The sequence below is a fragment of the Acinetobacter sp. YH12120 genome (assembly GCF_013418795.1).
Taxonomy (GTDB): domain Bacteria; phylum Pseudomonadota; class Gammaproteobacteria; order Pseudomonadales; family Moraxellaceae; genus Acinetobacter; species Acinetobacter towneri.
On sequence record NZ_VPBI01000008.1, the window covers coordinates 91227 to 113608 of the forward strand.

Sequence of the window (22382 nt, forward strand, 5' to 3'; positions counted from 1 at the left end):
GTATGCAATTCAAGAAAGGCTTTACCCTAATTGAGCTAATGATTGTGGTCGTTGTGATCGCAATCATTGCAGCCATCGCGATTCCGAGTTATGCCGCATATATTGAGCGTAAAGATCTTGCTTTAGCAAAGCAGGAAGCATTGCGAATAGCGACAGAGCTAGAAAAATTCAAAGCTAAAAACTTCAGCTATAAAGGTTTTGATGCAACCTACTTATATACAGGTTATGCACCATCTACAGGTACTTTAGCAATTCCTGTAGATGGTTCAGATACTAAATTCAACCTTACTTTATTGGATTTAGCCACCAAGAAGCCTTTGTCTATACAAAGAGACGCACATGGTAATGAAACCGCAGATTCAAGTTCTGTACGTGGTTTAAACTGGGTGATACGTGTTGAACGTGCTAAAACAGGTACAACCTTAAAACAACCACGTAATTATGATTTATTATTGACCAGTGAAGGTGTACGTTGTCAAACTCGGACTCCAGATATGGTATCAACATATACTTGTGGGACTACAAATAATGAGAGTTGGTAATCATGAAAACGGATTTACACTAATTGAACTGATGATTGTTGTTGCTGTCATAGCTATTTTGGCTGCAATCGCTTTGCCTTCTTATAATAGTTATAAAGTACGTGCTAATCGTGTAGAAGTTCAAACGGAGTTGATGCAACTGGCACAGCGTTTACAAAGCTATAAGGCAATGAATCACAGTTATAGAAATGCGACATTGGCGAGTATTGGAGGAAGCGGTACGTTTCCAAGTCATCAAGCTTTATATAATATTGATTTGGTAATTGACGCATCTAATCAAGCATACGTGTTATCTGCCTTACCTACTTCTACAGGGGCACAAAAAGGGAATGGCGGCTTGAGCCTCGATCAAACAGGGCGACAATGCTGGTTTAAAGGTAAAGATTCACCTGTAGCAACAGACACTTGTTCTACCTGGTCTGACAAATAAATTCAAATCTGCGGATAAATACGTTTTGATCTTTCATTCAGGGCAAATTTCACGTAAAATATTGCCCTCTATGAAAGGGGTTTGAAATGTGTCGATGGTCGATACAGGGATAATCCGTAAAAACTATAAGGTTGTATCATGGTAGTTATTCGTCTTACTCGTGGTGGTGCTAAAAAGCGTCCATTCTATCAAATCGTTGTAACTGACAGCCGCAATGCACGTGACGGTCGTTTCATCGAACGTATCGGTTTCTTTAACCCAACAGCTCAAGGTAAAGCAGAAAAACTTCGTTTAGATGCTGACCGTTTTGCTCACTGGGTTGCACAAGGTGCTCAACCTTCTGAACGTGTTGCTTCTTTAGCTGCTCAAGCGAAGAAAGCTGCAGCTGCTGCATAATTAAATGAATTAAGTAGTAGTAGGTAGCCCATGACACCAACACAGAATGTGCCCGAAGATCGTATTCAGATTGGACAGCTACGTTCAGCTTATGGATTAAATGGGTGGCTCTGGGTCTATTCCAATACAGAACCAATGAGCAATATATTTGACTACCTGCCTTGGTACATCGAAACCAAAGCAGGTTGGCAAGTCGCAGATGTAAAACGTTGGAAACCACATGGCAAAGGCTTGGTGGTCAGCTTAAAAGGTGTGAGTGATCGTACCGCAGCAGACAACTTGGTTGGCGCAAATATCTGGATTTCAAAAGCGCAACTGCCTCAACCAGGCGTGGACGAGTATTATTGGTCTGATTTAAAAGGTCTAACAGTGTTAGGTCTGGACGATGACGAACAAGAAGTGAACCTCGGTCAAATCCATGAACTGTTTGAAACAGGTGCCAATGACGTGATGGTGGTTCGCGCAACTGCCGATAGCGTCGATGGCGAAGAGCGTATGATTCCATGGCATAAAGATGTGGTACAACGCGTTGATCTCGAAGCGGGTCGCATCTACGTGAATTGGGGCGTAGATTATTAATCCTTTCAGGATTCGCAGAGCAGGAAAATAGAGGAGTCTGCGGTGTTTTTTGCAGTCATTACGCTTTTTCCTGAAATGTTTGAAGCGATTACAGCTTACGGTATTAGCGGACGTGCAGCAAAACGTGACTTGATGCAAATTCATTGCATTAATCCACGTGATTATGCACAGGGCAACTACAAAAGGGTGGATGAACGTCCATTTGGTGGTGGTCCGGGTATGGTGATGATGGCAGAGCCTTTGGCGCAAGCAATCCAGCATGCCAAACAGCTTGCACAGCAAGCAGGAGCAGTTCATGTACCTGTGGTGTATATGTCGCCACAAGGTAAAACCTTAAACGAAACTGCAGTACAACAATTCGTTGAATATGATGGATTAATTGTATTGTGTGGTCGTTATGAAGGGGTCGATGAGCGTTTAATCCAAAACTATGTTGATCAGGAATGGTCAATTGGAGATTACGTTTTATCGGGTGGGGAGCTACCTGCAATGGTGTTGTTGGACAGTATTATTCGGAGACTTCCAGGTGCTATGTCTGATGAGCAATCTCATGTGCAAGACTCATTTGTGGATGGTCTTTTAGATTGCCCACAATATACCAAGCCAGACCATTTTGAAGGTTTGGATGTCCCTGAAGTACTAAAGTCGGGACACCATGCCAATATTGAAAAATGGCGGTTTTTGCAGCGTTATCAACGGACTTTAGAGCGTCGACCTGAGTTGATTGAAAAAGTTGAGTTGAGCAAGCAGCAAAAAAAATGGCTAAAAGATTCGCAAGGACAGACCAAGTAATCGGTTTATCTAAGCAAAATTGCTACAGACAGTGTGTTTGTAGTTTTTAAATAGGCTCTTTATGCATTGAAGCGGTCAGGCATAAAGGGAAAGTCAATCGGGTCTATGCGCTTTAGCCTCTATACCCAGTGGAAATCAGACCTCTTCTGACCCACACATATTGGAGATACCCCATGAGTGGTAAGCATCCTTTAGTACAAGCTGTTGAGAATGCACAGCTTAAGCAAGACATCCCAGCTTTTGCACCAGGCGATACAGTTATCGTTCAAGTAAAAGTAAAAGAAGGTGATCGTGAACGTCTTCAAGCATTTGAAGGTGTTGTAATTGCGAAGAAAAACCGTGGTTTGAACTCTGCGTTCACAGTACGTAAAATTTCTAGCGGTGTTGGTGTTGAGCGTGTTTTCCAAACTCACTCTCCAATCGTTGCGAAAATCGAAGTGAAACGTCGTGGTGACGTTCGTCGTGCTAAACTTTACTACCTACGCGAATTGTCTGGTAAAGCTGCACGTATTCGTGAGAAATTACCAGCACGTAAACAAGGTTAATTTTAACTTTGCTTTACAGCTAAAAAATGCGCCGTTTAGGCGCATTTTTTTATGTCTGGTATTTGAGTTTATAAACCTTGCATTTTTAAGCGATTGGCATGTTGACGATATACATCAACAGGATCTGGTGCAAAAATATCTTTCATGCCCAAGAGTTGATTGACTTCATCTAAGTGGTTCCAATAGTAATTATCACGAATGGTTTTACCAAATTTGGCGCTGCAGCGTGATACCAAACCATCATTATCACGACCATTATCAATCAACAAACTGGTCGCCAACATGGCTGAGTCTGGATCAAGTAAATTGGTGACAGCCGTATTGCCCGTAAATGAATAGAACTGGATGCCTTTTTCTTGATAAGCGCCCTCGCCACAACTCGTCGTTGGCATACCCATTGGGAATTTGCTGTTAAATTGTGCAGAACCAGCCAAAGTTAAGCTTTTTGCACTCGCCAACGAATCATGTGGATAGCTGTTTGGATCTAAACCTTGTGCCCAAGTGATGGTTTTGGAAACTAAATTGACCATGTCGATTAATGGCTTTTCAAGTGGTGTGCCTTGTACTTTTAAAATAAAGTCAGCTACAGGCGAGCCTTTGTTAGGTGAACCGACCGCAGTCAGCGATGCGACTTTAGACGGCATCACGCCTGCAACATAACGAATGGTTGGTCCACCATGTGAGTGACCAATTAAGTTGACCTTGCTTGCGCCTGTAATCGCAAGAATTTCATCGACTTGTTGTGCCAATTGTTCGCCACGAACTTCTGATGAGTTAAATGGAGATACGCGGGTTGCCCAAGCGTTAGCACCGTTACGTGCTAAATTGGGTAAAATTTGGTACCAATAATCGACACCTAACTGATCTCCACCAATATTGATAAAGCCTGCCATACCGTGAGTAAACACAATCGGATATTTGGTTTTGGCATAACTGGAGATCACGAAGTTAGATTTGACCTGTTCTGCATTGGATGCGTGCGCGGTACTGAAGGTACTAGCCGCAATTAAGCCTGCAATGAATAATCCATATTTCATATAACATCCTCTATTTTATTGTGCTTTCCTAGCATGACAATATCTATTGTCAAATATCATTATTCAGGAAATTTGCTAGATTGCAAGTTCTGAATGATTCATGGTTATTGAACTTCTTGCACTTGAGTTTCAAGCACAGGAAGATGGTTTTGCCAAGATTGAAATGAGTTTTACTATTACAAGCCTTGTAATTTCAATCGGTTGGCATGTTGTCGATACAGTGCAACTGGGTCAGGTGCAAACAAACCAGTTAAGCCAAACATCATGTTGGCAAGGTCGGTATGATTCAGTCGGTAGTTGTCACGAATGACGTGTCCAATGTGGGCACTACAGCGTGCGACCATGCCATCGTTATCTAAATTGCCATAAGACAGTGGGCCGAGTTGCATTAAAACAGTGTCAATATCTAGTAAATTGGTGGCTTGAGCGACACCTGTCCATGAATAGTAATGAATTCCGCGATCTACTTTGGCACCGCTGCTGCTGCAATTTGCGGCCAAGGCTGTGGTTGGAAAACGACGGTTAAAATCTGCAGACGCTGTTTCGGTTAAAGAAGCCATCGATGCATCAAAATCGACAGGCATATCTGGCTGTTGCTGCGCCCAAGTAATGAGTGGAGCCACCATGTAGTCGCCTAAAATATTAAACGCGGTGCGTGATAAACGATTATTTTGAATATCATCGGCAACTTTGGAGCCACGGAATGTTCCTGCAACACCGGTAATTGATGCCACATATTCAGGTTTGGTCGCAGCTACATAACGTACTGTTGGGCCACCATGTGAGTGACCAATTAAATTGACTTTGGATTTGCCAGTGATTGCCATGACTTCTTCGACTTGGGCAATCAGTTGCTCACCTCGAAATTCAGTACGGTGTGCAGGGGAGAGTTGTGCGGCAAATACGGTTGCGCCATTACGTGCCATATCTGGCAAAATTTGATACCAATAATCCATATTAAAGGTTTCATTGCCAATGCGTGACCATCCGAGCCAGCCGTGTACCATGAGCAATGGATATTTGGTTTTGGCATAGTCAGATTTGGCCTGTTCCTGAATAGGCAACACGCTTGGAGCAGCTTGAGCGACACCCATTGAACCGAGCAAGCAGCTAGTGACAGCCAATGTAATTGCCCGTATGTTAGAGATGATGGTCATAAAACAATCCTGTGTTCTTTATTTTTATTACAAGTGAAGTGGTGGCTTCGCTTCCCTCCTGAAAGCTCAGATATGCAAATTGCCGTTGGTTACGGCACATTATTGTGAGTCATCCTCGACTATTTTTTGTACGCTCAGGTATTTTTTCATGCGTAATTTAGAAAAAACATATCATTTGGGGACAGTTATTGCGCATTGTCCCAGAGATTTGTAAATCTACATGCATATTGATATCTATTTAATATTTATAGACATTTGTATATTAAATCGTTGTGGTGAGTTTGTACTAAAACAGCTTTTCAGGCATAAAAATAGGGCATGTTGAATGCCCCAGTTTCCTATGTAGATATGTTAGTCAGCAAAAGGTAATTTTCCACCTTGATCATGTACCTGTTCAAAGGTTTCTAAACGCAATTGCTCTTGTGGATTTTGAAAATGCTGTCCGCGTAATTGTTTCACGGCTTGTTGCTTGGCTTGATCATTCATTCCACTTTGCATGATTTGATCACGCGCACTTAAATAATCCTCTACTCGTGATTTCCACTGACTGCGTTGCCCATCTAATTGTTCTAAACGTTGGGTTGCTTCTGGACCAACCAGATTTAAACGCATTTGGCGGATTTCAGCAGCAGAACCACCACGTGCTTTAATTGCCGCAGTCAAGCTGCGTAAATCTTGCAAGGTGTTCAGCTGTTCTAAATTTTCTTGCCAATCTTGAGGTAATTGTTTAAATAATTCCTGCAATTGTCGTGCTTTTTCAGCTTCAGATAATTTTTTATCATCCATGACTGCCATGCGCTTTAGGGTATATTCGTGATAGGCATCTTCCGTACCAAATAAACCTTCAATTTCATAATCAGAAAAATATTGTTTACGCAGATTTTGCATGCTGCTAAAAATGCTGCGGTAATATTGCGGATCTTCCTGATTTAAATTCGGTGCTTGCAGTTGTCCAAGCGCATTGCGATAGTCCAAATAACGCTGCCATAAATCTAAAATTTGCGATAAGGCAGGCTTTTTATGCCCTTGTTGAATATAGCTTTTAAAATCACCACGAATCTGTTCAATGCTTTTTTCGCCATATTGGGTAATAAAATATTCAAAACAGTTACGGGTTTGCTCATTCACAATCAGATGATTACTTGCATCCAGTTTAAGCTGACAATTGACTTCGGTGTCCTGCTGACTTGGGCTTAAAAAATTTGCAGCAGGGTTATTTTGCATGGCTTGCTGCATGCTCAAAGCTTGAGATGTTTCATCATTTGAGCTTTGCTGGGGTGATGTATCGGGGGAGTTTGATTGTGGCATCAGCCAATACACCAAAGTTGAAATGAGCAGTATCACTACGCCTAAAACAATCCATATTTTATGTTTCTGCATTCCAATGCACCTGTATATCCATTTTATTTTTTTAATCCTAAGCCCCAAATATGCCATAAAAGTAAATCGCTGTTCTAGAAATGTTGTCATTTATCGCGGCAGATTGTTACCATGACGCAGTTTTGCTTTGACCTATGTGTGCTATGAAATCATCTGCGGCTAAAATCCAGCGTCGTGCCATTAGTGGTGTATTTTTATTGAATAAACCTTTGGGCATCAGTTCCAATGCAGCATTGCAAAAAGTGCGTTGGCTATATCGGGCGCAAAAAGCAGGGCATACAGGAGCATTAGATCCATTGGCTTCGGGTTTGCTGCCGATTTGTTTGGGTGAAGCGACCAAGTTTTCGCACTACTTACTCGATTCGGTGAAACGCTACCAAACTACCATTCAATTGGGACACAGCACCACCACAGGAGATGTTGAGGGTGAAGTGCTGTTGCAGCAGGCTGTACCTGCATTGAGCCAAGAGCGCATTGAACAGGTATTGGCACAATTTCAGGGCGATATTATGCAAGTTCCGCCCATGTATTCTGCCTTAAAAAAAGAAGGTCGTCCGTTATATGAATTAGCGCGACAAGGCATTGAAATTGAACGTGAAGCGCGTCCAGTCACAATTTATGCCATTGAATTGCTGTCTTTTACAGAACAGAGCATCACTTTGGATGTAACTTGTTCTAAAGGCACGTATATTCGTGTTTTAGGTGAAGACATTGCCAAAGCCTTGGGTACTTATGGACATTTGACCTATTTGCATCGGATTAAAACGGGGCATTTTGACTTGATTCCGAGTTATAGCATTGAATATTTGGAAAGTTTAAGTGAAGCAGAACGTGAGGCTTTATTGCTGCCTGCGTATGCACCTGTACAGCATTTTCTACACATTCAAGTTCCTGAAGGACGCGCTGAATATTTTAGTCGTGGCATGGAAAGTAATATTGACCATCCTGCAGCAGCGCAAGTGTTGGTCTTTGATGGTGAAAAGTGTTTAGGTTTGGCTGAAATTACAGATAAAAAGCGCTTGGTACCGAAACGGGTTTTAAATCTCTAAATTTTGCTCAGATACATAACTTGAATAAAGTGGGTAAGTGAATTAAAGCTTTCTATACAAATAGTTGCAGGAATTTGGATTGATCCTCTATACAGTAGCTAGAGGATTAAAAAACGAAATCAAAACTGACTCCAAAACCGATGTGGATGTGCGAGTAGATTCTTATCAATCTGTTCGCCGCGCATGGGTTAAAAATAGAGGGCTGCACATGAATATTTTTGAAGCTTTACGCCAAAGTCACGACATCCAACGAGATTTAGCCCGCCAACTGACGCAAACTTCAGGCGATAGCCCTGAACGTAGAGCGGTATTTGAACAACTTAAAAACGAATTGTTTGCCCATGCCGTGGCAGAAGACCGTTATTTTTATATCCCTTTGATGATGATGGATGCAGGGTTGAATATTACCCGCCATGCCTTGTCTGAACATCATGAAATTGATGAGTTGCTGGAACAGTTGACCGAAACTGAAATGAGCAATACAGGCTGGTTGGCTGTGGCCAAACAATTGTCAGAAAAAGTCCATCACCATTTAAAAGAAGAAGAACACGGTTTTTTCCAACAGGCAGGCAAAATTTTATCTGAATCGCAAAAACAAAGTTTGGCCAAACAATACTTGGCAGAGTATGAAAAATATAAACAAATGTCTAAAGACAGTTTGGTTTAAGTTTTCATTCAAAATGCCATTTAAGCACTGTGTGGCTGTTTGGATTTTTTCACGGCTCTAAAGGTCACACCAACTGAAGCCAGCATAATGCAGCACAAAGCCAGCCATTGCAGGCTGGTGATTTTCTCACCCAATAAAACCAAACCTGTAAGTGCAGCCAAAGCAGGCGACAAACTGGACAGTGTGCCATAGCTCATTTTGCTGAGTTGTTTCAGCGCTTGTAAATCTAAAGCATAAGGAATGGCGGTGGCGAGTACTGCAATGGCAAGTGCTTTGCCCCAATATTGAGTTTCAAACAGTGCGGGTGCATTGTTATACAATCCAAATGGAATCAAAGCCAAAGCCGAAATACTGATGGCGATGGTCAGCGCGTGCATGCCAATATTTTGTTGCACCACTTTTTGCCCAAAATAAATATAAAAAGCCCAGCACAATCCTGCACCTAAGGCACATGCTGCACCAAACAGACTAAAATGATCTCCCTGCGCTTGTCCCCAAGGCACCATAAGAATAATGCCTAAAATCGCCAACAATACCCAGACATAATCTTTACGGTTTTGAATAGACAATAAAGCTAAGCCCAAAGGACCGACAAACTCTAAACCCACCGCAATACCTTGCGGCAACTTGCCCAAAGACAGATAAAACAGAATATTCATTAAGCCCAAGGCTGCACTATAGCACAATAAATCACGCCATTTTAAATGTGCGAGCCGCGACAGAATTTGCCATGAGCGAAACATGATTGCCACAATTACACTGGCAAAGCACAGTCGTAAAATCGTCACAGTAAGCGGGTCAAGCACCTGAAACAATTGTTTGGCAAAAGAAGCACTGATTTGATAGGAGATCATGGATAAAACCATGAACAACACCGCAGTGAGTTGGGCGTTTGGCATGGGGCAGAAAAATACTCAACAGTGTGGAAATGGGAAGGTCAGGCAGATTATAGCAAGTTTAAAAATACAGGGATGTGGCAACTCAAGGTTACTCATAGATCAGGCATAAAAAAACCACAGTGCTAAGACTGTGGTTTTTTGTAGCATCAGCGTGTGGTCTTAGAACAAGACACGTACGCGAATTGTGCCTTCAACTTCGTGTAAAGTATCTAGTGCTTCTTTAGATGCAGTCGCATCAACATCCATCACTAAATAACCGACATCACCTTTGGTCATAAGTGATTGACCAGAGATGTTGATGCCGTGTTCAGCAAACAAGTTGTTGATTTTAGACAATACACCTGGAATGTTTTGGTGAATGTGCAATAAACGGTGCTTGCCTTCAGTCAATGGCAATGCAATTTCAGGGAAGTTCACTGCAGACAAAGTCATACCTTTATCTGAATATGCAACAAATTTCTCTGCCACTTCTAAACCAATGTTCGCTTGCGCTTCCATGGTAGAACCACCCACGTGCGGTGTTAAAATCACGTTTGGTAGGTTACGTAGTGGGGAAACAAATTCTTCACCATTGGCTTTTGGTTCTTTCGGGAATACGTCAACTGCAGCACCTGCAATATGACCAGACTTGATGGCATCTGCCAAATCTTCAATCACCACACAAGTACCACGTGCCGCGTTAATGAAAATTGCGCCTTCTTTCATTTGTGCAAATTGTTCTTTTGCCATGAAATTGCGGGTAGATGGTACATCTGGAACGTGTAAAGAAACCACGTCAGCATTTGCCAATAATTCGCCCATAGAGCCAACTTGACGTGCATTACCTAACGGTAACTTGGTCACAGCATCATAATAAATGACCTGCATACCCAAGCTTTCAGCCAATACTGAAAGTTGAGAACCGATTGAACCGTAACCCACGATACCTAAAGTTTTACCACGTGTTTCAAATGAACCTACAGCAGACTTGTTCCAGCCACCTGCATGTGTATCGGTTGATTTTTCAGGTACGCGACGTAGCAATAAAATTGCTTCAGCCAATACCAATTCTGCAACCGAACGGGTGTTTGAATAAGGGGCATTGAAAACTGGAATACCACGTTCCATTGCTGCAGTTAAGTTCACTTGGTTTGTACCAATACAGAAACAACCTACCGCAATTAGTTTGTTCGCAGCTTCAAAAACTTCTTCAGTTAGCTGTGTACGTGAACGAATTCCGATGAAATGCGCATCTTTAATCGCTTCTTTTAACGCATCGCCCTCAAGCGCTGTTTTACGATAATCGATGTTGGTATAACCCGCTGCATTTAACACGTCGATTGCGTTCTGGTGTACGCCTTCTAACAACAAGAAACGAATTTTATCTTTAGGTAGTGAAAGATGTTGGCTCATTACGGCTCCGCTACAAAGGCCAAATTTAGTGGCGGTATGATAACATAGGAGACGGGTCGATATACATTTCCTTTATGACCAAGAGTGCAGGTATTTTTTGTCAGATATAATCTCTTTCAGAAATATTGCCCAAAATTACCCTGTTCTTACCAGGTTATATTATCGGAATTGCCAATATTCACAGGTTTTTCAAAAAAATCGCTTATAATAAGCGGCACACATGAAAGCCAACCCACGCTGTTGCTTTGATGCACATATTTAGTCTGCAGTATCTTCAAATTGATCAAGATATGCAGACAGTCGCTTTTCTTCCTGTTTAATTCTTGCTAGGTCTGCAAACGATGAATGCTCCAGTCGCTTTAACCCCTGAGTTATTGACCCAATTAACGGCAATAGTCGGTGAAAACCGTATTAAAACGGATGCCGATAGCCTCCAAAACTGGGGTCGTGACCATACAAAGCATTTTGATCCGAACCCATCGGTCATCGTTTTCCCATCAAGCACAGAGCAAGTACAAGCCATTGTAAAACTGGCGAATCAGTTTAATGTGGCCATTACTCCATCGGGCGGACGTACAGGTTTATCTGCGGGTGCGGTGGCAGCCAATGGTGAAATTGTCGTCAGCATGGACAAGATGAACCAAATCTTGGAATTTTTCCCTGCAGACCGTATGGTACGTGTGCAAGCGGGTGTGGTGACTGAGCAACTACAAAACTATGCCGAAGAACAAGGCATGTATTATCCAGTCGATTTTGCATCTTCAGGTTCTTCACAAATTGGCGGTAATATTGGTACCAATGCGGGCGGTATTAAAGTCATTAAATACGGCATGACCCGTAACTGGGTGTTGGGTCTGACTGTGGTAACAGGCAAAGGAGATATCCTGCGTCTGAACAAAGGCATGATCAAAAACGCAACAGGTTATGCGCTGCAACATTTATTTATTGGCGGTGAAGGCACACTTGGCTTAGTGACCGAAGCTGAAATTAAGCTAGAACGCCAACCGCAAGATTTGCAAGTGATGGTGTTGGGCGTACCTGATTTTAATTCGGTGATGCCTGTATTACATGCTTTCCAAGCTAAAATTGATCTGACTGCATTTGAATTCTTTGGTGAATTGGCGATGCAAAAAGTCTTGGATCATGGTCATGTGCAACGTCCATTTGAAACCCAATGTCCATTCTACGTGTTACTTGAATTTGAAGCGCCATTTGAGCCAATTATGGACAAGGCGATGGAAATTTTTGAACACTGTATGGAACAAGGCTGGGTGATGGATGGCGTATTGAGCCAAAGCCTAGACCAAGTTGAAAGTTTATGGCGTTTGCGTGAAGACATTTCTGAGTCGATTGCACCGTTTATTCCATATAAAAACGATATTTCAGTATTGATTACTCATGTTCCTGCATTTATTCAGGAAATTGATGCAATTGTGGCAGAAAACTATCCTGACTTTGAAATTTGCTGGTTCGGCCATATTGGTGATGGTAACTTGCACCTGAACATTCTTAAACCTGCAGATTTAAGCAAAGACGAATTCTTTGCCAAATGTCAGGTGGTAAATAAGTATGTATTTGATACTGTGAAGAAATATGATGGTTCTATTTCTGCAGAACACGGTGTAGGCATGACCAAAAAACCATATTTGGAATATTCACGTTCAGCTGAAGAAATTGAATATATGAAAGCGTTGAAAAAGGTTTTTGACCCTCAAGGCATTATGAACCCAGGCAAATTATTTGATTTGTAATTCCTTTCGCCTTTCATTTATTTAAGTGAATTGAAAAACGCATCCTCGTGATGCGTTTTTTTATGCCGCCGTTTTAATTTTACATTTCTGCTCTAGCGTTTCTGTTCGAACAAGGCATCATAGAAGCATAAATAATAATCAACATTTTGGAGGAGTTATGTTGCGTTTAATCACGGTTTCCGCATTGGGTGTTGCGTTATTGTCAGGCTGTGCGACTACACAGAATATTATTTCACAAGTTACGCCTGCAGAAACACCTTTGGCGCAGGTACTCAAACAACGTCCAGATTTGCGTAAAGAATTGGCTACCGTTGAAATTCGTCAATACTTTAACCGTGTTGAAGCACCGACTGCGGCAGAAGTGAAAATTACCGAAACAGGCTTAATGGATGATTCGGTGCGCTCAATTCGTAGTATTTATCACTTTAAAAATATTAATGGACAATGGCAGCAGGGCGATGTGCAAACCGCTTATTTATGCGCACGTGGTAAAAATACCAAGACTTTCCAAAGCAAAAAATGTCCTTAAATTGCTGTAGGGCTTAGATAAATCTTGCATGATGTTCTAAAAATGCAACAAAGCGTCTGTGGATAATACTCGTGTTATCCACAGCTTTTATTTAGGATGACTTCATCCTATTCAAAAACGTGTGAGCGCAGCATGTCCATCAAAACTCTAGCATTTCTACACCGCAATGATAGCCGTTTTGCCGTGGGTGATTTTTATCCTGTGCTTTCGGTATTTTCACATTATGAATTGGGCAATACTGTATCGCCTTAACCCGCTGAAGGAGGTGATGCCTAACTTGGTCTGATGTCACATCAAGTGCCGCAATTTATTTAACGGACTTAAAAAATGCGCCATAAATTTGCCATTCAACTCTGTTAAACTGCAGCTCAATTTTCTATTTTTATGGGCTAAACGCGGCTGACTTGCATCGTTTTGTCCTTTATAACTCATGCCACAGCAGCAAAAAAATACCATTCAACGTGCCACACTCATGTTTCCCTTGGCTTTGGTCTTGTTTGAGTTCGCGGTTTATATTGGCAATGACTTGGTTCAACCCGCGATGTTGGCCGTCACACAAGATTTTGGTGTCAGTAGTGCATGGGCAGCTTCGTCCATGTCATTTTATTTGCTGGGGGGGGGCTTGTGTGGCGTGGTTATTGGGGCCACTCTCTGACCGTTTGGGACGCAAAAAAGTATTATTGGGCGGCGTGGCATTTTTTACCCTAACCTGTTTATTGATTTTATTGACTCAGAACATTGAAAGCTTCCTTGTTCTTCGTTTTTTTCAAGGTTTTGGTTTGTCAGTCATTAGTGCAGTCGGTTATGCGGCTATTCAGGAAAACTTTGCAGAACGTGATGCAATTAAAGTCATGGCGCTCATGGCGAACGTCTCTTTACTTGCTCCCTTGCTCGGCCCAGTCTTAGGCGCATTTATGATTGAGCATGTTTCTTGGCATTGGGGTTTTATCGGCATAGCACTGTTGGCATTTTTGAGTTGGTTTGGACTGAAAGCCAAAATGCCTGAAAATCAGCAGCGTATTCCCAAACCTCCATTTCGAGATGTATGGGATGATTTTAAGGAAGTTTTTCAAAATACCAGATTCTTAGGTTTGACATTGGCGCTGCCCTTATTGAGCATGCCTTTAATGTTGTGGATTGCGTTATCTCCTGTGATGTTGGTGGAAGAGTTAGGCTTTAGTAGTCTGCAATACGGTTTGGCGCAGTTTCCTGTTTTGGGTGGTTTGATTTTAGGCAATCTGGTACTGATGAAAGTCATTGACCGTTTACCTTTAGGAAAAACAGTCTTGATTGGTTTACCTTTAATGTTGTTGGGTAGTGTGCTGATCGTATTTGGGGCAATTTGGCAAAGCTATTTTGTTTGGTGTTTGGTGATTGGTATGAGCTTGATTAGTTTTGGTGAGGGAATGAGCTTCTCAGTCTTATACCGTTTCGCCTTAATGTCATCGGAAGTGTCTAAAGGTACTGTTGCTGCTAGTGTTTCAATGATATTGATGCTGTGCTTTTTTATTGTGATTGAACTGGTGCGTGTTTTATATATGCGGTTTGATATTTGGGCGTATAGTTTGGCTTGTTTGGTGCTGATAACGCTCTGGTTTAGTTTGCCACGCATGATGCTTAAACAGGTGATGCAGGAGCGAGTTGCTGCAGGGCAGTTTTAAGGGGTTAAATTTTTCAGCTGCATCATAAAACAAGGTGATGTGGCATCACCTTGCAAACATTTGATTTATAAATTAAAGTTGAGAAAATGTGTAATATGATGAAAGCTGAAAAGGACTTGCAGATTAAGCTTGTACTGGTTGTTCCATCTTTTTCAATTTAGCATCAAAAACAAATGGGCCAAAAGGTAAAATTGAAGCAATTAAGCCCAAAATAAACATTTTAAGAGACCATTTTTGTTTTTCACAAACCACAAAAAGCACCACTAAAAATGCGATAAACAATACGCCGTGTCCCATACCTACATATTTCACTAAAATTGGGTTATCGAACATATATTTCATGGGCATAGCAATAAATAACAACAATAAGAATGAAATACCTTCTAGGAACCCAACCCAACGTAATGTTTTAATGTTCATGCCCAAATCTTTTTCATGTCGATAAAACAGCAGTGTAGCGCAAATAGTGACAATCGCAAAGACGAGCTGTTGGGAGCTCTGCACATTGATGAGCTAGATACGATGGCTGCAAAATTGAGCTAATTTTTTGCAAATTAGTAGCAAGTTATTCAAAAACGAGTAAGTGTGGTTATGAAAGACGACCGATATAAAGCAAGAAGAGCTGCATTGAGTGTCGTTTGAGAATAATCCTCAAAAAGATAAATTTTACTTTTTGCGGATAAGTCGAAAGGCATGTGTATAACCCTTAACTTATCCACAATTGGTAATAAATGTTTTATTGAAAATGCATCATGCTCGCTTAAATAATCCCACAGGCAATTCGCTCACCGCCGCCGCCCAATGGTTTTGGATGGTCAGCATAGTTATCACCGCCTGCATGAATCATCAAGGCCAACCCTTCAACTTGTGCCAATGTTAAACGGGGTGCAATCACAGTCACTTTGGCTGTTCCGTCGTTTGCAACACTTAAAGCCGGTAAGTCCCCTAAATGTCCTGTCAGCGGTGTACCATGATTCGGGATATTTTTGGGATTAAAATGTCCGCCCGCTGCCAAAGCAGCAACCATTTTTCCATCTTTTTCTGCTGCTGCACATGAACCTTTTTCATGGATATGAAAACCTCGTTCGCCTGCAGGGAGTTGTTGGAGTTGGGAGTGAATGATTAAGCCTGCTGCACTGTCACGCAGTTCAACCGTACCTAATTCCTTGCCAATCCCTTGTGCTGAAACAGCATGCATTTTTAAGATTTTAGATTTTTGTTGTGTGGTCGCGGTGGTGCTGCAACCCATAAGTACTAGGCTGCTAAAAGCAGCAAGACTGGCAAATTTGAGTATTGAGCGCATAAAAGACATCCTGTTTGTTGTGCATAATATTTAGGGATGTCTTGATTGAAGCAAAGTTAGCTCCGTTACAATACAACGTTTGCGTAGTAGTATGTATGTACTGTGTTGAGCTGATTTATTCAGATCAACACAGCCATGTGAGCAATATGATCAGTAAAACAGCTTAATCAAGCTTTGAATTGGATGATGAATCGTCTTCAGGGAGATCATGCGCAAGCGTGGCTTTGGGCAACATTAAAGCTTCGGGCTGGTTGTTTTCATGCAACCATTCACGCCAAATGGCCAGTAACACGGCCAAAATCACAGGGCCAATAAATAGACCAATCAGACCAAAACTGGCAATTCCACCTAAAACTCCAAACATGATCAACAGGAATGGAATTTGAGTGGCACCCGAAATCACCAAAGGACGAATCACGTTATCAGCAGTGCTGACCACACACACGCCCCACGCCATCACACCAATGGCTTCCATGGTATGCCCTTGGCTAAATAACCACAGCGACACCGAACCATAAGCTAACGGTGGGCCAAACGGAATTAAGGCAAATAAGAAAGTCACAATGGTCAGTACCATCGGATTAGGTACCCCAGCGACAAAATAGCTCACGCCTGCGAGTAAGGCTTGCGCAATTGCGGTGAGTCCAACGCCATAGACCACAGCACGTGTGGTTTCAGAAATAGTATCTAAATAGTGATGAATACGTGGCCCAATCACCATTTCCAAAGCTTTGCTGACTTGATGCAAAATGGTGTGACCATCGCGGTAGAAAAAGAATAACGATAGCAGGGCAAAACCAAGTTTGATTAGGTTTTTGCTGACTTCATTAATCACCACTTTGCCGTAATTTAAATGCCCTTGAATCCATAAGGAAATGGATTGCACAATGCTGTTCGGATCGTGATTAATTTCTTTAAGGGTGCGGGTGACTTCTTTACCAATAATAGGTAAATTGCGAATGAAATCAGGGACATTTAAGTGTCCGGAAAAGACCTGTTTTTGTAATTCGTAATATAAGTTGCGACCTTCATGTTGCAGGATAAAAATGGCAAAAGTGAGTGGAATGCCGACCACCAACGTGACCATCAGCATCATTAAGGCTGCGCTAAGCGTAGGACGATGACCGCATAAACGTAGCACCGACTGATATAGTGGCCAGCTCATATAGGCAATGATTGCTGCCCAAACAACAGGAACAATAAAATATTTGAGTATGTGAAAACCCAAAAAGATCAGGACAAAAAACAGTCCAAACAATAAAATTTTTTGTAATGTTGGCGCGTACTGTTGCACTGAATTCACTGAAACATTCCTAAGGTCATGTGCCATATTAACTGAAAAAAAAGCTCCCGAAAACGAGAGCTTGGTAAGTTCTGGTGAATAAGTTCTAAACGGTGGCGATTCTAGGCTTTAAAACCATTGAGCAGGGTCATCTACAATGGCATTCAGTACAGGCTGCCATTGATCTTGCATTTGCAGATAAGTTTTTTGGGTTTTATCAAAAATACTTAAACCTTGCATTGCCAATTGTCCATAGGCTGCACGTTCTGAAATCCATGCCACAGGCTGTTGCTCGATTTTCTGGAAAAAATCCTGAATATCTTTAGAGCTGGCAGAGTTGGGTTTGACCCGATTGGCCAGCAGCAAAATTTGGACTTTACCTTTACGAATCCGCTTAATGTCTTGTAAGTGTTTTAAGAAGCGGCGGGTTGAGTCAATATCGAAAAAAGAAGGTTGCAGCGGAGTAATAATCGCATGCGCTTCACTAATCAATTGCTCGGCATGTTCGCCCGATAATGCGCCAGGTGCATCAATAATTAAATATTCAATGTTTTTGGGTGCATCGCCAATCGACTTTTCATGACGCCAATCTAAACTTTGAATTGGAGCGGCTGTTTCTGGTCGTTGTTTTAACCATTGCAGCGCAGATTTTTGATTGTCGGCATCCGCCAAAGCAACTTTATAGCCTTTTTGTGCAAGCGCAGATGCTAAACTAATAGCCGTAATGGTTTTTCCACAGCCACCTTTTTGGTTGGCAATTAATATAGTTTTCATGACCCTCGAATCGATTTTAATCTGCTCATCCCTAGCATATCATTGTTTTGTGCTCGGAATATGACAGTTGACAAAAGTCGTATCGAGTTCTGCAAAAAAGGTTTAGGAAGGTTTTATGTCAATCTGGATGGCGATGCTGATAGGTGCCTGTATAGGCGTGGTGCTGACCACCTTAATTTTAAGCAATAGCCGCAATGGACGGATTAAAGCCGAGTATGAACAATATATTGCAGAAATTGAATTGGCACATCAGCAGGCGTTATTGCAGGCACAAAAGCGCAGTGTGAATACCAGTCGTGCGGTGTTGAAAGGAAAAATGGCAGAGCAATTGGCGCCGATTATGCCCGAATTTCAGTATTTACCGAGCGATGCTAAATTTTTAGGTGATCCTGTTGATTATATCGTTTTCGATGGCTATACCAATTATCGGGATGGCAATGGGCGTGCCGAAGATATTGCAATTGTCCTGATTGATATTAAAAGTGGTGGCGCACGTTTGACCAAAGGGCAACAGGCGATTGCCCAAGCGATTCAACAGGGCAAAATTCGTTTTGAAACCATTCGGATTGATTTTCAAGATGCTGATTAAGCTTGATCAAGGTGAAGTATGAGTCAAATACAGGACAGCGTAACATGAAACAACTTTCCATTGCCTTGGCTTTATTTTGTGTGCTGTTATGGAGTTGGGCCGAGTTTTTTCGTGCCATTCCACATTTACAAGAATCTGGGGTTTTAAAGAATTTCAAACTAAGTTCAGTCGCAGCGTTTCAGACAGAAGTGACCGTGCTCAATAAGCGTTTTGTTAAACCACAGCGGCAGGTTCTACACCAAGCCAGCCCTTATGTGGGGCATTTTAATGACTTGGCTTATGTGAGTAATATTGATGTATTGGTGACTCAAAAAAGTTTGCCAAATATGTCTGCAAAACTGACGTTTGACCAACCTAGACGTTGCTTCAAGGTTGAAGGACAGCTGAGTGCAGCAGAACAGGCAGTAATACAACAGCAGGTTCAACATTTAAGTGTGATTGCCGCCAATGCGCAAATCGCAAATCAAATTCGTCGGCTAAAAGCGGGGCAGCGTATACAGCTACAAGGCGATATTGTTCACGTGCATTCTGTGAAATCTGGGCAGGCCTTTTGGGTTGGCGTTGGTTCAGCCTATGCAGCGCAATGTGTGTTGCTGCGTATCACTCATATTCAGAAAATTGCTGCTTGAGGTTTATGCACTCGCGCCAATAACATGCGCTGTGCCAGCCTTGGAATGCCTGCAACATCGAAATATTGAACTTCTCCCAATTCAAAACCAGTTTCGAGTAGGGCAATTTCAATGTCACGGTTTAAGTGACAGCCATCTGCAACTTTTTTTTGAATAGGCGTGAGCAGATGCTGTAAACGCTGAATATTCAAGTTGTGTCGATTTAAAACGTGTTCTACGAGGTGCAAAGTGCCGCCCGGTTGTAAGACGCGATAAATTTCTCGCAGGCTTTGTTCTAGGTCTGGAATACTGCACAACGTCCAAGTGGATACCACATGCTGCAATTGATCATTTGTAAAAGGCAATTGTTCTGCGCTTGCGGTGATCTGCTCAACCACGAACGGTGTTGCATCAATTCGTTCCTGCGCCAATTGGAAAATTGCTGTATTGGGTTCTAAGGCATATACAGTATCTACACCTTGATAAAAAGGTAAATTTAAACCTGTGCCAAAGCCAATTTCCAAAACTTCACCCGATACGCCCAATAAAAGCTCACGTCGCAAATCCATTAAGGAAGGGGTTTGCATGACCTGATTCAGCAAGTGCGGGAAAATATGTTTTTGATAAAATTTATAGAGCATGTGCAGATCTAATTATTGATTTTTATGCCGATAAGCTTAGCTGAAATTACAGGGTTTTTGCCATGTCAGAATGAGCCAATGACTGCATTTTGTTACCAATTTCAACTATTGTATTCATGATCTGTGATTAAGATAAATATAGATAGATGAATTTAATAGGCAGATTTTAAGATGAACACGCATATTTCGCTAAAACTCACGGCATTGTTACTGACTCTGGCTTTGCCATGTTCTGGCTATGCTTCGGTTGAGCGTAATATTGCCAAAGGCTTACCACCTGTCGTGAAAGGTCAGTCGATTGAAGTCTTGCAACCCTTTAAAGGTGATTTTCGGATTTTGGGTTCTAAAACCTATCAACATGATGCCCAAGCCAAATTTTCTCCAATTGATTATGCGGTGAGTTGGGGTTTATTTGCTGAACCTGAAATTGCCCGTCATATCACGGTCAATCAATATGACCGCTATTTAAACTGGAAAATAGATCGTTTGCCTGTACCTGCGGAACAAGCCATGCAAATGGTCTCCAATATGCACATCATTCCTGCCAACCCACAAATTGCCAAGGAAATTAAGAAGGTCAAACGTGGCGATTTGGTGCGTTTAAAAGGGGAGTTGGTGGAAGTCAAAGATCAGGATTTGGTCTGGACATCATCGCTTACCCCTACCGATACGGGGGATGGTGCTTGTGAGGTATTTCGCGTCAGTTCAATTCAGTGGATTGAAAAGGTTAAAAGTTAGGACAGGGTGATGAATGGCTATTTGCGCATGTGTTTGAGTGGATGTGTTGTGGCAGTGGGCATAAGCGCATGCACAGGTATGAATTCAAGCATTGATGGACAAACGTTTAAATTTACGGCACAGCAGCAATGTCCCGCATTGTTAGAGATGGATGTAGGGCAAACTCTAGAATTACAACTGAATGAAAACCTAAGCACAGGCTATCAATGGAGTTTGGTAGAGCCGCTGAAGTTATTTGATGTAGAAAGTATTTATCACACTGCTGAAGCTTCATCTTCTGCCCAAGTAGGGCAAGGCGGACAAAAAATATTTTATTTTCAGGCTATCAAGGCTGGTCAGGAATTGCTCCACGTGAAATATGCCCGAGCATGGGAAAAAACCGCAATACAAGAATGGCAATGTCGGGTGCGTATTTCTTGATGTGTTTGATTATGCTAAACAGCTCGAATCATTGTTAGATTCAACGGCAAAGAATCTATAATTTCTTAAAATAAAAAGCCGTGTGAGGCTGTTTATAATCAGTATCACACGGCTTTCCTATCTAAATTTAAAACTAAAATACTCAAAATTATTTGGCGCTGAGTGCTTGCCCTTCAAATCGGATACCATCCCAACCATGTTGCATAAACTGGCGAATGTTTTGGTGGTCACTGCCTGTCGGGTTTGCACGTACCGAGGCATAGTGTTCTGCAAACAAACTGAGGGTTTGTGCCTGATCTAGACCTTTTAACTGAGCAAAAGAAAATACTTTAGCGCTGCCCTGATTTTCAGTGGCAGCATTGTTTTGTTGTCCATTTTTAAATGCGGTTGGGGTGTGGTTATAGTGTGCTTCAATGAATGCAATCACATCGGCAAATGTTGCACTGCCTGCCTCAAGTTGAGCCAATAATTCTTTTGCCATGACATCCTCCACATGTGCCTAAATTGAAATAATATGCAGACTAGCGCAATTTAGTTTTGAGTGGAAAACTTTTTCGTGTATTTAACTTATGTGATTTAGGAAGATGTAAAATCTGAGCAAAGATATGGATGCTTCGGGCAAGATATCTTGAAATACAGAGTGAGATCACGTGTGACTAAAAATTATGGCTGTGAGAAATACACGACATAGCCGCAAAAAGGACAGCAGAACAGATGAATTGGCTATTGGTGGCAATTGGCGGTGCATTGGGGGCAAGTTTACGTTATGCCGCAAGCCTGTATTTATTTAAATCGGCACAGCATTTTCCATGGGCAACGTGGTCGGTCAATCTATTTGGCTGCTTTTTGGCGGGTGTGTTTTTTGCATTGAGTCAGAAATATCCTGTGTTGCAGCAGGAAGCCCGCTTATTGCTGATGGTTGGAATTTTAGGTGGTTTTACCACATTTTCTAGTTTTGGGTTGGAAACTTGGCAACTCTTAAGACATGGACAGCAAGGTATGGCGTTTAGTTATGCGCTTTCCAGTGTGGTTTTGGGAGTGATGTTGCTGGGATTGGGTTTTTATGTGATTCAACAGTTTTTAAAACATTAGATTAACCCCAGTTACGGATAAGCCAAAGATTTAATCACATGAATTTTAGGCTTATTCTTTTGGCAAAGTTGATACGCACATAGTGAAGAAAATACGCCTGCTAAAAAACCAGCAATCGAACGATGTTTA

Annotated in this window: 26 protein-coding genes and 3 pseudogenes; 17 read left to right on the top strand and 12 right to left on the bottom strand. The window is 41.9% G+C overall.

The annotated features are described in order from the left end of the window. Window positions 1–2 precede the first annotated feature (2 nt). The 6 genes from FTU58_RS07420 to rplS all read left to right on the top strand — a co-directional run bounded on the left by FTU58_RS07420 (window position 3) and on the right by rplS (window position 3284). The gene (locus tag FTU58_RS07420) at window positions 3–542 is read left to right on the top strand and encodes a type IV pilin protein (RefSeq protein WP_180062279.1); all 540 of its coding nucleotides are present in this window, start codon (window positions 3–5) and stop codon (window positions 540–542) included. Then, on the top strand, window positions 529–972 hold the full coding sequence (locus tag FTU58_RS07425) for a type IV pilin protein (RefSeq protein WP_180051417.1): 444 nt from the start codon (window positions 529–531) through the stop codon (window positions 970–972). Before FTU58_RS07420 ends, FTU58_RS07425 begins: the two co-directional genes overlap by 14 nt. Window positions 973–1110: 138 nt before the next feature. After that, on the top strand, window positions 1111–1368 hold the full coding sequence (gene rpsP / locus FTU58_RS07430) for a 30S ribosomal protein S16 (protein WP_004974526.1): 258 nt from the start codon (window positions 1111–1113) through the stop codon (window positions 1366–1368). 30 nt (window positions 1369–1398) lie between these two features. After that, window positions 1399–1947 carry a ribosome maturation factor RimM gene (gene rimM, locus FTU58_RS07435; protein ID WP_180062280.1) on the top strand — a complete coding sequence of 183 codons (549 nt, stop codon included), beginning with the start codon at window positions 1399–1401 and terminating at the stop codon, window positions 1945–1947. A gap of 42 nt (window positions 1948–1989) precedes the next feature. Beyond that, the gene (gene trmD / locus FTU58_RS07440; RefSeq protein ID WP_179995186.1) at window positions 1990–2739 is read left to right on the top strand and encodes a tRNA (guanosine(37)-N1)-methyltransferase TrmD; all 750 of its coding nucleotides are present in this window, start codon (window positions 1990–1992) and stop codon (window positions 2737–2739) included. 173 nt (window positions 2740–2912) lie between these two features. Beyond that, complete coding sequence (gene rplS / locus FTU58_RS07445) at window positions 2913–3284, top strand: 50S ribosomal protein L19 (RefSeq protein WP_004974529.1); 372 nt, start codon at window positions 2913–2915, stop codon at window positions 3282–3284. A 68-nt stretch (window positions 3285–3352) separates the two neighbouring features. Here the strand turns inward: rplS and FTU58_RS07450 are convergent, their stop codons facing one another. From FTU58_RS07450 to FTU58_RS07460, 3 genes are all read right to left on the bottom strand, one after another. Next, window positions 3353–4321, bottom strand: a complete 969-nt coding sequence (locus FTU58_RS07450; protein ID WP_131260617.1) for a triacylglycerol lipase — start codon at window positions 4319–4321, stop codon at window positions 3353–3355. A 176-nt stretch (window positions 4322–4497) separates the two neighbouring features. Further along, window positions 4498–5415: a triacylglycerol lipase gene (locus FTU58_RS07455; protein ID WP_257222346.1), complete on the bottom strand. Its 918-nt coding sequence runs from the start codon at window positions 5413–5415 to the stop codon at window positions 4498–4500. A 414-nt stretch (window positions 5416–5829) separates the two neighbouring features. Further along, window positions 5830–6858, bottom strand: a complete 1029-nt coding sequence (locus tag FTU58_RS07460; RefSeq protein WP_180062282.1) for a lipase secretion chaperone — start codon at window positions 6856–6858, stop codon at window positions 5830–5832. A 143-nt stretch (window positions 6859–7001) separates the two neighbouring features. Here FTU58_RS07460 and truB point away from each other — a divergent pair, with 143 nt between their 5' ends. Both truB and FTU58_RS07470 read left to right on the top strand, forming a co-directional pair. Next, window positions 7002–7907 (top strand): tRNA pseudouridine(55) synthase TruB, encoded by a 906-nt coding sequence (gene truB / locus FTU58_RS07465; protein WP_131260614.1) that lies wholly within the window; start codon window positions 7002–7004, stop codon window positions 7905–7907. A 208-nt stretch (window positions 7908–8115) separates the two neighbouring features. Then, complete coding sequence (locus FTU58_RS07470) at window positions 8116–8574, top strand: hemerythrin domain-containing protein (protein ID WP_180062283.1); 459 nt, start codon at window positions 8116–8118, stop codon at window positions 8572–8574. 20 nt (window positions 8575–8594) lie between these two features. Here the strand turns inward: FTU58_RS07470 and FTU58_RS07475 are convergent, their stop codons facing one another. Together FTU58_RS07475 and serA are read right to left on the bottom strand one after the other, a co-directional pair. Further along, window positions 8595–9473 (bottom strand): DMT family transporter, encoded by an 879-nt coding sequence (locus FTU58_RS07475; protein ID WP_180062284.1) that lies wholly within the window; start codon window positions 9471–9473, stop codon window positions 8595–8597. 159 nt (window positions 9474–9632) lie between these two features. Then, window positions 9633–10865, bottom strand: coding sequence for a phosphoglycerate dehydrogenase (gene serA, locus FTU58_RS07480; protein WP_104852617.1), 1233 nt, complete (start codon window positions 10863–10865; stop codon window positions 9633–9635). 341 nt (window positions 10866–11206) lie between these two features. On the opposite strand from serA, the gene FTU58_RS07485 reads away from it, so the two are divergent. The 4 genes and pseudogenes from FTU58_RS07485 to FTU58_RS07500 all read left to right on the top strand — a co-directional run bounded on the left by FTU58_RS07485 (window position 11207) and on the right by FTU58_RS07500 (window position 14806). Then, complete coding sequence (locus tag FTU58_RS07485) at window positions 11207–12616, top strand: FAD-binding oxidoreductase (protein ID WP_004974544.1); 1410 nt, start codon at window positions 11207–11209, stop codon at window positions 12614–12616. Between the two features lie 157 nt (window positions 12617–12773). After that, window positions 12774–13145: a hypothetical protein gene (locus FTU58_RS07490; protein ID WP_004974545.1), complete on the top strand. Its 372-nt coding sequence runs from the start codon at window positions 12774–12776 to the stop codon at window positions 13143–13145. Window positions 13146–13283: 138 nt separating this feature from the next. Further along, a pseudogene (locus FTU58_RS07495) lies at window positions 13284–13394 on the top strand (pirin family protein); the annotation flags it as partial. A 181-nt stretch (window positions 13395–13575) separates the two neighbouring features. Continuing rightward, window positions 13576–14806: pseudogene (locus tag FTU58_RS07500) on the top strand (MFS transporter). Between the two features lie 123 nt (window positions 14807–14929). Here FTU58_RS07500 and FTU58_RS07505 read toward each other — a convergent pair. The 4 genes from FTU58_RS07505 to FTU58_RS07520 form a co-directional block, all read right to left on the bottom strand. Next, window positions 14930–15226 (bottom strand): DUF3817 domain-containing protein, encoded by a 297-nt coding sequence (locus FTU58_RS07505; protein ID WP_004974548.1) that lies wholly within the window; start codon window positions 15224–15226, stop codon window positions 14930–14932. 340 nt (window positions 15227–15566) lie between these two features. Further along, entirely contained in the window at window positions 15567–16109 is a 543-nt protein-coding gene (sodC, locus tag FTU58_RS07510; RefSeq protein ID WP_180062285.1) for a superoxide dismutase family protein, read from the bottom strand. A 163-nt stretch (window positions 16110–16272) separates the two neighbouring features. After that, complete coding sequence (locus tag FTU58_RS07515; protein ID WP_131260611.1) at window positions 16273–17412, bottom strand: AI-2E family transporter; 1140 nt, start codon at window positions 17410–17412, stop codon at window positions 16273–16275. A gap of 108 nt (window positions 17413–17520) precedes the next feature. Next, window positions 17521–18165, bottom strand: coding sequence for a ParA family protein (locus FTU58_RS07520; protein ID WP_004974554.1), 645 nt, complete (start codon window positions 18163–18165; stop codon window positions 17521–17523). A 115-nt stretch (window positions 18166–18280) separates the two neighbouring features. Between FTU58_RS07520 and FTU58_RS07525 the strand changes: the two genes are divergently transcribed. Beyond that, window positions 18281–18754, top strand: coding sequence for a Holliday junction resolvase-like protein (locus FTU58_RS07525; protein WP_180062286.1), 474 nt, complete (start codon window positions 18281–18283; stop codon window positions 18752–18754). Between the two features lie 44 nt (window positions 18755–18798). Continuing rightward, entirely contained in the window at window positions 18799–19383 is a 585-nt protein-coding gene (locus tag FTU58_RS07530; RefSeq protein WP_180062287.1) for a hypothetical protein, read from the top strand. On the opposite strand, the gene FTU58_RS07535 is transcribed toward FTU58_RS07530, so the two are convergent. Continuing rightward, window positions 19365–20003: a class I SAM-dependent methyltransferase gene (locus FTU58_RS07535; RefSeq protein WP_180062288.1), complete on the bottom strand. Its 639-nt coding sequence runs from the start codon at window positions 20001–20003 to the stop codon at window positions 19365–19367. The two genes, FTU58_RS07530 and FTU58_RS07535, sit on opposite strands and share 19 nt — an antisense overlap. Window positions 20004–20174: 171 nt before the next feature. Here FTU58_RS07535 and FTU58_RS07540 point away from each other — a divergent pair, with 171 nt between their 5' ends. Both FTU58_RS07540 and FTU58_RS07545 read left to right on the top strand, forming a co-directional pair. Further along, window positions 20175–20741, top strand: coding sequence for a hypothetical protein (locus FTU58_RS07540; RefSeq protein ID WP_180062289.1), 567 nt, complete (start codon window positions 20175–20177; stop codon window positions 20739–20741). 9 nt (window positions 20742–20750) lie between these two features. Continuing rightward, entirely contained in the window at window positions 20751–21161 is a 411-nt protein-coding gene (locus FTU58_RS07545) for a protease inhibitor I42 family protein (protein WP_180062290.1), read from the top strand. A 148-nt stretch (window positions 21162–21309) separates the two neighbouring features. Here the strand turns inward: FTU58_RS07545 and FTU58_RS07550 are convergent, their stop codons facing one another. Continuing rightward, a complete protein-coding gene (locus FTU58_RS07550) occupies window positions 21310–21642 on the bottom strand; it encodes a HopJ type III effector protein (protein ID WP_180062291.1) in 333 nt (110 codons plus the stop codon). A gap of 233 nt (window positions 21643–21875) precedes the next feature. Between FTU58_RS07550 and crcB the strand changes: the two genes are divergently transcribed. Beyond that, window positions 21876–22253, top strand: a complete 378-nt coding sequence (gene crcB / locus FTU58_RS07555) for a fluoride efflux transporter CrcB (protein WP_180062292.1) — start codon at window positions 21876–21878, stop codon at window positions 22251–22253. A gap of 11 nt (window positions 22254–22264) precedes the next feature. Here crcB and FTU58_RS07560 read toward each other — a convergent pair. Further along, window positions 22265–22382 (bottom strand): annotated as a pseudogene (locus tag FTU58_RS07560) (IS982 family transposase); the annotation flags it as partial.

Bases quoted from the DNA above. Each gene is read 5' to 3' on its own strand.
- FTU58_RS07550 (WP_180062291.1), bottom strand. From the start codon at position 21,642: ATGGCAAAAGAATTATTGGCTCAACTTGAGGCAGGCAGTGCAACATTT.
- FTU58_RS07540 (WP_180062289.1), top strand. From the start codon at position 20,175: ATGAACACGCATATTTCGCTAAAACTCACGGCATTGTTACTGACTCTG.
- FTU58_RS07545 (WP_180062290.1), top strand. From the start codon at position 20,751: ATGAATGGCTATTTGCGCATGTGTTTGAGTGGATGTGTTGTGGCAGTG.
- FTU58_RS07475 (WP_180062284.1), bottom strand. From the start codon at position 9,473: ATGCCAAACGCCCAACTCACTGCGGTGTTGTTCATGGTTTTATCCATG.
- rimM (WP_180062280.1), top strand. From the start codon at position 1,399: ATGACACCAACACAGAATGTGCCCGAAGATCGTATTCAGATTGGACAG.
- FTU58_RS07525 (WP_180062286.1), top strand. From the start codon at position 18,281: ATGTCAATCTGGATGGCGATGCTGATAGGTGCCTGTATAGGCGTGGTG.
- sodC (WP_180062285.1), bottom strand. From the start codon at position 16,109: ATGCGCTCAATACTCAAATTTGCCAGTCTTGCTGCTTTTAGCAGCCTA.
- FTU58_RS07490 (WP_004974545.1), top strand. From the start codon at position 12,774: ATGTTGCGTTTAATCACGGTTTCCGCATTGGGTGTTGCGTTATTGTCA.
- FTU58_RS07425 (WP_180051417.1), top strand. From the start codon at position 529: ATGAGAGTTGGTAATCATGAAAACGGATTTACACTAATTGAACTGATG.
- FTU58_RS07520 (WP_004974554.1), bottom strand. From the start codon at position 18,165: ATGAAAACTATATTAATTGCCAACCAAAAAGGTGGCTGTGGAAAAACC.
- FTU58_RS07460 (WP_180062282.1), bottom strand. From the start codon at position 6,858: ATGCAGAAACATAAAATATGGATTGTTTTAGGCGTAGTGATACTGCTC.
- crcB (WP_180062292.1), top strand. From the start codon at position 21,876: ATGAATTGGCTATTGGTGGCAATTGGCGGTGCATTGGGGGCAAGTTTA.
- rpsP (WP_004974526.1), top strand. From the start codon at position 1,111: ATGGTAGTTATTCGTCTTACTCGTGGTGGTGCTAAAAAGCGTCCATTC.
- FTU58_RS07420 (WP_180062279.1), top strand. From the start codon at position 3: ATGCAATTCAAGAAAGGCTTTACCCTAATTGAGCTAATGATTGTGGTC.
- truB (WP_131260614.1), top strand. From the start codon at position 7,002: ATGAAATCATCTGCGGCTAAAATCCAGCGTCGTGCCATTAGTGGTGTA.
- FTU58_RS07535 (WP_180062288.1), bottom strand. From the start codon at position 20,003: ATGCTCTATAAATTTTATCAAAAACATATTTTCCCGCACTTGCTGAAT.
- FTU58_RS07485 (WP_004974544.1), top strand. From the start codon at position 11,207: ATGAATGCTCCAGTCGCTTTAACCCCTGAGTTATTGACCCAATTAACG.
- FTU58_RS07530 (WP_180062287.1), top strand. From the start codon at position 18,799: ATGAAACAACTTTCCATTGCCTTGGCTTTATTTTGTGTGCTGTTATGG.
- FTU58_RS07505 (WP_004974548.1), bottom strand. From the start codon at position 15,226: ATGAACATTAAAACATTACGTTGGGTTGGGTTCCTAGAAGGTATTTCA.
- serA (WP_104852617.1), bottom strand. From the start codon at position 10,865: ATGAGCCAACATCTTTCACTACCTAAAGATAAAATTCGTTTCTTGTTG.
- FTU58_RS07450 (WP_131260617.1), bottom strand. From the start codon at position 4,321: ATGAAATATGGATTATTCATTGCAGGCTTAATTGCGGCTAGTACCTTC.
- FTU58_RS07470 (WP_180062283.1), top strand. From the start codon at position 8,116: ATGAATATTTTTGAAGCTTTACGCCAAAGTCACGACATCCAACGAGAT.
- rplS (WP_004974529.1), top strand. From the start codon at position 2,913: ATGAGTGGTAAGCATCCTTTAGTACAAGCTGTTGAGAATGCACAGCTT.
- FTU58_RS07455 (WP_257222346.1), bottom strand. From the start codon at position 5,415: ATGGGTGTCGCTCAAGCTGCTCCAAGCGTGTTGCCTATTCAGGAACAG.